The 11,842-nt window shown below is 55.0% G+C and carries 11 protein-coding genes; 3 read left to right on the top strand and 8 right to left on the bottom strand.

Annotated features, from left to right (window positions below; translation table 11 throughout):
- Nucleotides 1-164: 164 nt before the first annotated feature.
- A complete protein-coding gene (locus ABYP39_RS13340) occupies nt 165-1,388 on the top strand; it encodes an ATP-binding protein (protein WP_372782980.1) in 1,224 nt (407 codons plus the stop codon).
- Here the strand turns inward: ABYP39_RS13340 and ABYP39_RS13335 are convergent.
- Complete coding sequence (locus ABYP39_RS13335) at nt 1,383-2,003, bottom strand: TetR/AcrR family transcriptional regulator (protein ID WP_372782978.1); 621 nt, start codon at nt 2,001-2,003, stop codon at nt 1,383-1,385. The two genes, ABYP39_RS13340 and ABYP39_RS13335, sit on opposite strands and share 6 nt — an antisense overlap.
- 222 nt (nt 2,004-2,225) lie before the next feature.
- Between ABYP39_RS13335 and ABYP39_RS13330 the strand changes: the two genes are divergently transcribed.
- Complete coding sequence (locus tag ABYP39_RS13330) at nt 2,226-4,787, top strand: DUF2339 domain-containing protein (protein ID WP_372782976.1); 2,562 nt, start codon at nt 2,226-2,228, stop codon at nt 4,785-4,787.
- Nucleotides 4,787-5,521 (top strand): TerC family protein, encoded by a 735-nt coding sequence (locus ABYP39_RS13325; RefSeq protein ID WP_372782974.1) that lies wholly within the window; start codon nt 4,787-4,789, stop codon nt 5,519-5,521. The genes ABYP39_RS13330 and ABYP39_RS13325 overlap by 1 nt, the downstream gene beginning before the upstream one ends.
- A 52-nt stretch (nt 5,522-5,573) precedes the next feature.
- On the opposite strand, the gene ABYP39_RS13320 is transcribed toward ABYP39_RS13325, so the two are convergent.
- The 7 genes from ABYP39_RS13320 to ABYP39_RS13290 all read right to left on the bottom strand — a co-directional run.
- A complete protein-coding gene (locus ABYP39_RS13320) occupies nt 5,574-5,867 on the bottom strand; it encodes a Dabb family protein (protein WP_372750423.1) in 294 nt (97 codons plus the stop codon).
- Nucleotides 5,868-5,900: 33 nt separating this feature from the next.
- On the bottom strand, nt 5,901-6,278 hold the full coding sequence (locus ABYP39_RS13315) for a nuclear transport factor 2 family protein (protein WP_372764094.1): 378 nt from the start codon (nt 6,276-6,278) through the stop codon (nt 5,901-5,903).
- Between the two features lies 1 nt (nt 6,279).
- The gene (locus tag ABYP39_RS13310; protein ID WP_372758577.1) at nt 6,280-8,244 is read right to left on the bottom strand and encodes a pyrroloquinoline quinone-dependent dehydrogenase; all 1,965 of its coding nucleotides are present in this window, start codon (nt 8,242-8,244) and stop codon (nt 6,280-6,282) included.
- Nucleotides 8,241-9,227: an LLM class flavin-dependent oxidoreductase gene (locus ABYP39_RS13305; protein ID WP_372749069.1), complete on the bottom strand. Its 987-nt coding sequence runs from the start codon at nt 9,225-9,227 to the stop codon at nt 8,241-8,243. The genes ABYP39_RS13310 and ABYP39_RS13305 overlap by 4 nt, the downstream gene beginning before the upstream one ends.
- 20 nt (nt 9,228-9,247) lie before the next feature.
- Nucleotides 9,248-9,463 (bottom strand): ferredoxin, encoded by a 216-nt coding sequence (locus tag ABYP39_RS13300; protein ID WP_372749068.1) that lies wholly within the window; start codon nt 9,461-9,463, stop codon nt 9,248-9,250.
- A gap of 16 nt (nt 9,464-9,479) precedes the next feature.
- Nucleotides 9,480-10,841: a cytochrome P450 gene (locus ABYP39_RS13295; RefSeq protein WP_372749067.1), complete on the bottom strand. Its 1,362-nt coding sequence runs from the start codon at nt 10,839-10,841 to the stop codon at nt 9,480-9,482.
- A gap of 10 nt (nt 10,842-10,851) precedes the next feature.
- The coding region (locus ABYP39_RS13290; protein ID WP_372782972.1) for an LLM class flavin-dependent oxidoreductase at nt 10,852-11,842 on the bottom strand (991 nt) is incomplete at its 5' end.

The raw sequence follows: 11,842 nt of genomic DNA, 5'->3' as shown, positions 1-11,842 counted from the left end.
CGCCTGATAGTACCCCACCCGGATCCTCTAAGTGTGATAGTCATCTGCGTTCTGTAGCTCAACGCAGTGTGCGGTTTTGGTCACCTTCGTTTTGGCTATACTGCTTAGTTAGTTTACAGTAGTAATAACCTCGTCCATTACGCACAGGTAGGAGAGTCCAAGCCATGGAGAGCTTCTGGAGTAGCTTTTTCGGGAATAAGATGCCGCCGCATGGGCACTGCTACTTGTGGGATGATCGCCTGGTGTCGCTGCATGTAGTGACGGATGCGATTATCGTATTGTCTTACTTCACCATTCCATTGGCGCTGGTTTATCTTGTGAAGCGCCGCGATGATCTGCAATTCAACTACATCTTCATCTTGTTCGCCGTGTTTATCTTTGCGTGTGGCGCCACTCACCTGGTGAATATCTATAACGTTTGGTATGGCGCTTACTGGTTCAGCGGAACAGTCAAGGCTGTTACTGCCCTTGCGTCCATTGGGACGGCTATTCTGGTTTGGCCGCTGATCCCGCGCGCACTGGCCATTCCCAGCAATTCGCAGTTACAGAGCTTGAATGACGATCTGCGGGAAAAGGCGGCGCGCAATGCCCAGCAGGCCCGTGAACTGGAAGCGCTGTCTGCGCGATTAGAAGAACAGGTAGAGCACCGCACGGTCGAACTGGCCAATGCAAAATACCTGCTCGAAGTGAACAATCGCGCGCTCGAAGTAAGTAACCGTGAACTTGAACAGTACGCGGATATCACCGCCCACGATTTGCGTGAGCCATTGAAAAAGATCCGGGCGCAAGCGCAATTATTGGGCAGTCGCCTGGGGCCTGAGGCCGACAGCGACGCGCGACGTGGTGCCGATGATATTGCGCGAACCTGCGAGCGTATGACCAATCTGATTGACTCCCTGCTTTCCTATGCGCGCATTGAATCCGTCACCCTGCCAGAGAGTGATACTGATACCAATCAGGTATTAGAAGACGTGTTGAGTGATTTCGGGTTGGAAATCCGTAAACGGGAAATCACAGTCATTCACAACACATTGCCGGCCCTCCCGGTGGCCGACTATCACTTGCAGCAGATTCTTTTGAATCTGGTTAGTAATGCGCTGCGCTTTTCGGGCGCCAAGGAAGCGCCGGTGATCGAAATTGGCCCGCTGCGCCCCGCTGATGGCCAGCGCATTGGATTCCACGTGCGTGATAATGGTAGCGGTATAGCGCAGGAACAACATAAAAATATATTCGAATTTGCCGAGCGCAACGACCAGCAGCACTCGGGTATTGGGCTGGCGATCTGTAAGAAGATTGTCGATCAATACAAGGGCAGTATTGAACTGGAAAGCCGGGAAGGTGAAGGCGCCAATTTCAAAGTCTATTTCCCGGCGCGAAGCGCCTCATAGCAGGCGCTTACCGCGCAACATTTGCAGCATGCTGCGTTTGATGCGCGCCAGGTGCGCTTCTTCGTTGGCAATTTCGCCTTCGAACACCTGTTCAATCATCAGTCCAGTAAGAAATGTATGGGTGTAGATAAGTGCTTCGAGTAGCGCTTCATCGCTCAAGCCGCTGTCGGCAAACCAGGCTTGCATGGTACCGGCGTGGCTAGACGACTGTTGCTTTATTTTGGAGTCTGCGGCTTGTAGCGGATGTTTGCGGCTGGCAAGCAGTATTTCCAAGGTGGCCACGTAAAGATCACTCTGGTAGTGCTGCCACATGCGCTCAACAAACAAATCCACGCGCTTTTTCAGGCTGCCGTTGGTGCTTGCGTCGCTATCCATCAGCTCGGTAAAACGCTGGTGCGAGTGATCGAGAATGGCCGCGAGAATATCTTCCTTTGAGCCGAAGTGGTGCTGCACTGCACCCCAGGTCAGCCCCGAGCGGCGCGAAATTTTACTGGACGTTGCTGCGCCAAACCCGCCCTCGTTAATCAGCGAAATAACCGCATTGAGAATTTTTTCGCGGGCCACGAGAGTTTTCAGTGCCTGCTTGCCGAGTTTGGCGGGTGTGTCTGAAGTCATGAGTCCTACCAACAGTATGCCTGAGGCCCTTTATAAAACATTTTCTTGGTTATGTTTATAGGCGCCGCGGTTACAGCCGGATAAGCCGGCGTATTGCAGCCTAGTTTAGCACGTGCTGTAGTCATACCCGGAAGCCATCGTGCGCTGTAGATGAGAACGCGAGCTATTCATGATCGGCTAGAGTTCGGTATGGTGTGCATAGAATAAAACGAGGCGGAGCGTATGGAATTTATTATTCTGGGGCTGATCCCGCTGGGGCTTGGTGTGGGTGCAGTGTTGGGCTGGGTGGCCTTTAACCGAACCCGAGCGCTAGAGCAACAGCTGCGCGAGCTGCAGCAGCAGTTGTGGCACCTGAAGGAACAGCAGCTGTATGCCCCGCGCGATCGGGCGTCTTCACCCCGGCGGCCACCCGCACCAGCACCTGTTAAGGACCCTCCACCTGTAGCCCCATCACCTGCTGATCCCGCATCCAGAACCTCCACGCCCGGAACCTCCACTCCTGCTAATAGCTATTCTCAAGGAAATCTCTGGCTTAGCAAGCTCAAAGAGTTCTGGATGATCTGGCTTGGTGGTGGCTGTATTGGCCTTGCTGGCATATTCATGGTGCGTTACGGCATTGAGCAGGGCCTGCTGGGCCCGGCCGCGCGCATCGGGTTGGCCGTGGTTACGGGATTGCTGTTGCATGCGGTGGCTGAATACCTTTTCCGCAAAGTTGGGCCGCAACCGGCGGTCGCGGCGTTGGCGGGAGGCGCCAGTATTACCCTGTATGCGGCATTGTTGGCGGCACTGCACCTGTATCAGCTGATGAGTCCGGGGCTGGTCTTTACACTGCTCGCGGTGATTTCTTTCGTTACCATGATCCTGGCTTTGCGCCACGGCCCGGTATTGGCGGGCATCGGGTTACTCGGCGCATACGTTGTGCCGGCGTTGGTGAGTAGCGGCAGTAATAATATGACTGGAGCGCTGATCTATGCGCTTATTGTGTCCACCGCAGCACTGTGTTTGTTGCGTTACGTTTACCGGCCCTGGCTGTGGTACGGCGCGTTGGCGGGGATGGTATTTTGGGGGGTGGTGTCGCTGGGGGAAAGTTCCGCGCATCAGTTCCGGCCGCTGTATTTGGCGCTACTCGCCTACGCGCTGTTGGCCATTCCACACCTTGATTGGCGTCTGTCTGTCCATCGGATCCGTTTGGCGACATTGTCATGGCGCACGTTGTTGTCGAGCGATTACCGCCGCGATCAAATTGGCTTGCTGCTTTTGCTGTCTCTATTGGCGTTGTCATTGCTGCAGCCATTCTCGCTGAGTGCGTTTGTGTTGCATTTACCCTTTGCCGCGGTGCTGCTGGTCGCTGCACGTCAGCGGGAAGACCTGTGTCCGTTTCCTTGGTTAAGTGCCGTTGTATTGATCGTGATTTCACTGGTTCCGCTGCTGTCGGGGCAGAGTCACGTGGTGACGGCGCCCGTCGACAAGTTTTGGGCTTATGTCATCGCCGCCAGCTTGTTCAGTGTGGGTGGCGTATGGCTGTTGCGTCAGTCTCGACTGGTCGCTGTTTGGTCTTCGCTGGCCTTCTTGTCGCCGGTATTGTGGCTGTCGGTGACCTATCTGCAGCTGCCAGAGCTTCTCCAAGGCTGGCACTGGTCTGCGATCACACTGATGCTAGGCGGCGCCTATATATTCTACGCAACACAGCGGTTGGCACGCGCTGAGCGTGATATCCCCGCCGTGTGGCTCCTGCTGGCGGGCCACGCAGCGTACTCAGTTGCTGTCGCCATAGCTTTTCAGGAGGCGGGACTAACCCTTGCTCTGGCATTGCAGTTGATCTCTCTGAGCTGGCTGATCAAGCGCTATCAGCTGCAGAGTGTCGACTGGTTGGTGAAGCTGTTGGTGGCCGTGGTGGTAACACGTCTTACCTTTAATCCGTGGCTGCTCAGTTATGCCGATACCCTCGGGGGCACGCACTGGTCACTGTGGACCTACGGCGGTGCGACAGCCTGTTGCGTTGTCGCCGCTCGGTTTTTGAATTCCGACAATCCGCTGCGCGCTTGGTTGGAAGCCGCTGCCCTGCATTTGCTGGTGTTGACCCTGGGCGCGGAAACCCGCTACTGGTTGTATGACGGTCAGATCTTCATCGACCGCTTCAGTTACCTAGAGGCGGCGATCAATGTCAATCTCTGGGCCGCTTTGGCGCTGGCATACCATTACCGCGGGCAGCTCTCGGAGCACCTGCGCGGCATCTACGCGGTGGCAGCGAAAGTGTTGCTCTGCGCCAGTCTGGGGGCTTTTGCGCTGCTACTTACCGCCCATAACCCGTATTTCGGGTATCAGGTGGTGGCGACTACTCCGGTGTTTAATTCGCTGCTGTTGGCGTACGGGTTGCCGGTGGTGATGGCCTGGTTAGTGCGTCGCTATTATCTTGCGCGGTGGCGCAATATGGCAGGAGTTGTCGGTATGGTGGCGCTGTTTGTATTTATTAATCTCGAAATACGCCACCTGTGGAATGGCGATGTGAGTGATTATTTACCCACCTCCAGTGGCGAGTTGTACACCTATTCTCTGGTTTGGTTGTTGATTGCAATCGGCGCGGTGTTACAGGCCACCCGGCTACAGAAAACACAGCTTTATAAGGTGGGAATGTGTATGCTGCTCGCCGTTATCGCCAAGATTTTTCTGGTGGATATGTCGGATCTGGCCGGGCTGCTGCGGGTCGCCTCGTTTATGGGTTTGGGCCTGGCACTTCTCGGTCTGTCTTATATGCATAAACGTTTGTCAGGGGAGACAAGCTAGTGGAATGGTTGGCAAGTCCCGAAGCCTGGGTTGCGCTTTCAACGCTGATTGCGCTGGAAATCGTTCTAGGCATCGATAACATCATTTTTATTTCAATTCTGGTTAGCCGACTACCCGTACACCAGCGGGACAATGCACGGCGTATTGGATTGGGGCTGGCTATGCTGGCTCGACTGCTGCTGCTTTTTGCTTTGACCTGGGTGATGGGGCTTACCGCAGATGTGTTTCACCTGCTGGGCGAAGGTATCTCCGGGCGCGACATGATTTTGATCGGTGGCGGTTTGTTTTTGCTAATGAAATCTACCCACGAAATTCATAACAGTTTTGAGGTTGGGGAGGATTCGACTATCAGTGTGGTGGTGGCGAGTTTCGGTAGTGTGCTTGTTCAGATCGCGATACTGGACATTGTGTTTTCGCTGGACTCGGTCATTACCGCAGTCGGTATGGTCGATCAGATTTCCATTATGGTCATCGCAGTCGTGGTATCGGTGCTGGTGATGCTGTTGGCTTCCAAATCCATCGCCGAGTTTGTTGATGCAAACCCCACCATTAAAATGCTGGCGCTGGCATTTCTCATTCTGATTGGTGTGACACTAATAGCCGAAGGTTTTGATGTGCACGTACCGAAGGGCTATGTATATTTTGCGATGGCATTTTCAGTCAGTGTTGAGCTGCTGAATATCCGGCTGCGTAAACGCACGCAAACAATGAAGCTACAGAAAAAGTTAGGCTGAACACAACAGCAGGCTACTTCCTGAGGGAAGCCGCCTGCCGCCTAGTGTCAACCTACAGCGCAAATTGCGCGGTGGTGTACCCGGCCATCAATTCACCCACCACCGGAAAAATAACTTCCGCCTGCGCCGGGTGCACAGAGTAGGCTTGGAAGGCTTCCTGGCTGTCGAATTCCGCCACAATTCCGAAATGGTAGTTGCCTTCCAGCAATTGCAAATCCATGCCGCATTTGAAACTTTTAATGCCCGGAATCAATGCGGGCAGTTTGTTATAGGCGTCGATAACCTTCTGCTGGGTTTCGGTATCGAGTTCCTGTTTGAAGTTGATCAGGCACAGGTGTTGGATCATCTGGGGCTCCTTTATCGTGAATGGGTTGGCGAGCTAGCGGGTATAGATGGTTGCGTGGGTGATTTTATTGTTGCTTACCGTATACAGCGCGCAGAGCTTCAAGGTGAGCGATTCGCCCTTTTTCAATGACACGCCCATAAAGTCAGCAACATCTTGGCGCGCCGTAAAGACGTCAGTAATTTCTACCGCCGCGCGATTGCCATCTACCAGAATGCTGTCTGGTGTCATGCGGTCTTCAAATTGGCCGATCAGATACCCGTACGTATCCAGAATAGCTTCCACGCCGCGTTGTTCACCCTGAGCTGTTGTAAAGATCACGTCGGGGCTATAAAACAGTGTTAGCGCCGCCGGATCTTCACTGTTGTAGGCTTGGTAATAGCGAACAAAAAAGTCGGTGCTCAGGGAGCTCATATTAGTCCTCCAGGGCAAAGGCGATTAACGTGTCTCCGGCCTGGCTGCCCAGCGGGCCGTGCCCGCCTGCTGCAATAACAACGTATTGCTTGCTCTGCTGCGACAGACGATAAGTCATAGGCGTAGCGTGTGCTGCGGAGGGAAGTTCGTATTCCCAGAGCAGTTCACCGGTGTCGCTGTCGAAGGCGCGAAAGTAGTTATCCATTGTCGCACCGATAAAAATGAGACCACCGGCTGTCTGAATGGAACCGCCGGTATTCGGCGTACCCCAGGGGAAAAGCTTGCCCAGCCCCAGTGGTGCAAGTTTATTGAGGTTACCAAGCGTGCGTTCCCACAGAATGTCGCCGCTATTGAGGTCAATCGATACCAGCTTGCCCCAAGGCGGCTCAACGCAGGGTTTCATATCTGGCCAGGCGGTGGCGAAGACATTGCGAGTTACCGCGTAGGGTGTGCCTTCCTGAGGTGCTAAGCCTACTAGGTCGCTACCATTGCTTTCGCTGACGTTTGCCCGAGGAACCACCTTCATGGTGAAAGGCGCAATTTGCAGGTTGACCACCATGCGCTCGTTCACCGGATCAATCGACACAGAGCCCCAATTGATCCCGCCGCCGAGGCCGGGGTAAGCCAGTGTGCCTTGATAGGATGGCGGCGTGAAAATGCCTTCGTAGCGCAGACGATCGAAGAATTCGCGGCAGTATTTTTTGTCCCAAGGGGTAATTCCCCAGATTTCATCGCGGGTCAGTGTGGCCGGGTGCAGAGGTTTTGGTTTTACTGGAAACGGCTGCGTAGGTGAGGTGAATTCGCCGACGACATCGGTTTGCGGTACCGGACGTTCCTCGACGGGCAACAGGGGTTTGCCGGTTTCGCGGTCAAGAAAAAATACGTGACCCATTTTGGTGGCAGCCGCAATGGCAGGTCTCTTTTCTGCTCCCGTCCCCTTGAAGTCGAAAGCGACGGGTTGCGCTGCAACGTCGTAATCCCAGACGTCGTGGTGAACCGTCTGAAAATGCCAGATCACCTTGCCGGTGTCGGCATTGAGCGCCACGACCGAGCTGCCGTAGTAATCCAGGTCGCCACGCTCCTTGCCGCCGTAGTGATCCGGTGCGGGGTTGCCGGTGGGTACAAACACCAGATTGCGCTCCTCGTCGCCGGACAGTATGCCCCAGGCATTGGGCGTGCCGGGCGTGAGGTTTTTGCCCTGTTTGATGTCTGCGGCGGTGACGGCTTTATGGCCGGGTGGCACGGGATCCCAGGCCCACAACAAGTCTCCTGACACGGCGTCAAAGGCGCGAACGGCGCCACTGGGGGCATCGGTACGCTGGCCATCTTGCACAAAGGCGCCGGTAATGATCTTGTTGCCCATCACCAGCGGCGGCGAGGTGACGTAGTATTCGGCTTGGCGTACTTCACCGACACCCTGGGTCAAGTCGATGCTACCTGGGGTCTGAGCATGGGCACCGAAGGACGGGCAGGGTTTGCCGGTGTCCGCGTCAATCGCTATCAGTCGGGCGTCCAGCGTGCCGACGTAAATACGGCGGTTGCACTGCGCACCAGCGTTGCCCTCCCAGTAGCTGACTCCGCGACAGGCCGGGGTATACACCCCGGTCAGATCCACTTGCGGATCATAAGCCCAGTGTTCTTCGCCTGTTTCCGGGTTTAGAGAAATCACCCGGTTGTAGGGCGTACACACATACATAGTGTCGTTTACCACAAGGGGGGTGAGTTGTAGGGCGGTGGCGCCGTGAGTTTCACCGCCGTCGGAAAAATCCTTGAGCTGGTAAGTCCACGCGGGTTTCAGATATTTTACATTCTTGCGATCAATCTGGTTCAGCGCAGAGTAGCGCTGCCCGGCGCTGTTCTGGCCAATCACGGGCCAATCGGCCTGCGGACCGCTGTAGGTCAGATCCGGTTTAGTGCAGGCGCTCAGGGCAAGGCTGGCGGCCAGCGCAACGGTCAGTCTTTTCATACTTGTTCTCTGGTTTTCAGGCGAGGCAGTACATGCGTCGCAAAATCATTCAGTTGGCGCCAACCGTCTGCTGGAGCTTGCCCGGCAATGAGTGGGTGGAGGCAGAGTTGGGCGTTGTCACCTAATGCGTCGAGGTAGCTATCGACCTCAGTGGGCCGGATGATTGGATACAGGCCGGTTTGACGCAGCGGCTCGGCATCGGTCATTTCCAGATACTGGCCCTGCATTGCAGAAGAAGCTTGCCATTTGCCGTAGCTGTTGCATTCGAACAGTATGTGGGGCGCCATGCGCTGCCATTCGGCGTCCGGGTTTTCGGCGACAACAAAGAAGCCGGAGCCGAGCTCCATAAACGGTATGGCGCTTTTGCCAAGACGTTGTCGTTCGGCGTTAAACTCAGCAAACAGCTCGCGGTTCTCAGTGTAAAAGTAGTCCACCATACGCGCAGCGCGGCGGGCGGCGGGTTTGCTTGAGCCGCCCATCCACAGCGGGGGATGTGGTTTTTGTAGCGGCCGCGGTGTTACCCGCACGGGACGACCTTCGTAGGTAAAGGGCTCGCCGGTCCAGGCATTTTTTAGTGCAGTGATTTTGCTTTCCATCAGCCGGCCGCGATCTTTGAGCTCCACCGCGAACATGGCGAACTCTTCCGGTACGTAACCAGCGCCCACGACAACATCCAACCGGCCGTTGCTGATGATATCGAGTACAGCGAGGTCTTCGGCGACACGAACAGGGTCGTGAAACGGCAGAATGATCAGTGCCATACGCAGTCGAATGCGCTTGGTTCGCGCCGCCATGGCAGCCGCTAATACAATAGGAGAAGGTAAATAGCCGTCTTCGCAGCCGTGATGCTCGCTGATTTGAATGCAGTCAAAGCCCTGCTGATCGGCCCACTCGGCCATATCGAGCGCGGCATCGTAGAGCGCGCGCTGGTCGGCGCCAAAATCAGGGTTGCGCATATCAAAACGCAGCAGTAGCTTGGGCATGGTATAACCCTGTTCTATAGTTATTCTTCGGTAACGGTTATTGCGGCATTAGGGCAGAATTTTTCTGCTTTTAGCACTTTTTCTCGATCGTCATTGCCAACGTTTTCTTTGATAACCACGGCCTGTGGGTAAGGTGCGTCGGTATCTTGTAGTTCGAATACCTCTCCAGCTTCGGCCTGGCAGACACCGTGGCCCTGACAGAGATCCAAATCAATTTTGATGCAGAGTTTTGTCATACCAATATCCTCCGGCTTAAATATCGGTGCGTCGTTTATAGCGCAATATACAGGGGGCGCTGGGGCGCAGAATTAAGGCCGGCATGATTTCCTGATATTGCTCTGGCGGCATGGTCAACTCAAATTCAAAGTTTCGCAGTAACTCACAGAAAATCGCTTTCACCTGCAGCAGCGCGAAGGCATTGCCCACACACTTGCGGCGGCCACCGCCAAAGGGAATGGCGGCGAAGACGTTGTCTGGTGCCGGGCGTTTTGGGTTGAACCGTTCGGGTTCCGGAAAGTGTTCCGGCAATTTGTGGGCTACCCAGGGGCAGAGCATGACGTTCTTGCCTGGCTCAATAAGGTAGCCTTTGTATTCGAACGGTTTCATCACACGACGTGAAATTGCGTTCAGCGGTGGATGTAGGCGCAGCGCTTCGCGTATAAAGCCTTCCAGCAGCGGTATTTCACGCAAGGCATTGAAACTGAGTTCCTGGTCGCCGGCGAACAGCTTGTCGATTTCGCCGATCAGCTCTTGGTGGTATTCGGGGTGTCTCGCTATCTCAACCAGAGTCCAGGCGGATGTGTTTGAGCTGGTGTGGTGACCGGCAAACATAAACCAGATAACCAGGCCGGTGATTTCATGCTCTGTAAGTGTGCGGCCGTCTTCGTAGCTGGCAGTCATATAGATATTGAGCATGTCGTCCAGCGGCGCTTCGCCGTTGGCTTGGGCATCGCGGCGTCGATGGATCTCTTCGGTGATAAGTTCCTGCAGTCGCTCCCGGGCCAGATCGCGCTTTTTAAAGGTGTCTTTCTGCTGATTCGGGTCGAGCAGGGCTGACGGATCAATCCCGTTCTCCAGATCGCGATACAGGTCGGCAAACTCATCGGTTAGTCGGTAGCGAAACACGGAGCCTAGCAGACAGTGAGTCGAGGTACGCAGGGTTAGGTCGGTAAAGGCTTCGTAGAAATCCATTTCGCCTTCATTGCCCCAGTCTTTGGTAAAATCGATGACTTCCTGCGCAACAACGCCAGCGTAGCTCGACATCTTGTCGTGCTTCAGGCCCTGATACTGAATTTTTAGCTGCTGGCGCTCGATGTGGGGCTCGGCGCCGTATTGCACGCCCTCGCCAAACACCGGCACCATCATCTGATAGGCTTCGGAGGCGCTGAGTTGTTCGTCTGGCGCACGGAAAAAAGCTTCGTGTGCATCGGGGCCAATCATTAGTACCGTTGGCAGGCCGCCCATGTCGAACTCGCCTACTTCGCCGCATTCGTCATACACACGCTTCATAAAATCCAACGGTGTAGTGATGAATTCCAAGTAGTGGCCGCCTTCGGCAGCGGCGCCGCTGGCGATGGGGATCGGTTTACCTTCGGTTTGTACTTGCGTGCTCATGATCTTTACCTCAAGCGCTGCTGGCGGCTTTTTTCTGCTTATCTGCCATTTCCTGTTCGTGCTGGGCGATCGCGGTGTTGATCCCGCCCACGTATTCTTCCATAAACCGATCGGCATTTTCAGCCGCCCAATTGAGTGAGGCTGGACGGTTATCGTTGCAGTGCTGGAAGTGGGGCATGACTTCGCGTGCAAACAGCTCGTACGACTTTTTGGTGGCGTCAAAGTCTGCGGCGTTATGTGCCAGCGCCAGAAAGGTTTCAAAGCCGCCAGATTGGTCTTGCAGTTTTTTGATGTGATTGACCAGTGTTTCCGGAGTGCCAACCACGCCTACGCCGAATGCGCCAAGACCGCCGGTAGTCCAGATATCGATCGCTTCTTTAAAGGATTTGGCTTCCGGGAAAGCGCTGCCGCCAAACTTTTTGAAGTAGCGCATCATATCCATCAGGCCGTATTCCAGATCTTTGTAGGCCTGCTCTTCCGTTTCTGCAATGTGAAAAGGCGTTACGATGCGCCAGTTGCTACGCGCAACCTGCTTACCGTGTTCGGCAGCTTTTCCTTCACAGATGTCCCAGTGGTTAGCCAGCTGTTTAAAGCCTTCGGGGCTTGAAGCGGCCACTGAAATCATACCTAGCCCATGTTCGCCTGCAGTGCGCGCACCGGTGGGGCTAATAGCCGAGGCAACGGCCATATCTATCGTGGGGCTCTGGTAAGGCAGAATCTGGCAGCGGGCTTCATTCAGGGTAAACCAGTCGGTCTTCATGGTGACGGTTTCGCCGTTTAGCAGCCTTACCAAGGCAGTCAGCGATTCATTCATACGGCGGCGTAGATCTTTTGGGTTGATACCCATCATGTAGGCATCGGCCACCAGCTGGCCAGGGCCAACACCGAAAGTAAGGCGGCCCCGGACCTGGTGGTCGAGTTGGCAAATTCGATCAGCCAATACCAGCGGATGGTGATAAGAAAGGGAACTGACGCCTGTAGCCAGCCGAATATTGCGCGTT

This window comes from Litorivivens sp. (assembly GCF_041625495.1).
GTDB lineage: Bacteria > Pseudomonadota > Gammaproteobacteria > Pseudomonadales > Spongiibacteraceae > Litorivivens.
Note: the sequence above shows the minus strand (reverse complement) of the source record. Positions and strands in the feature narration are given on the sequence as shown.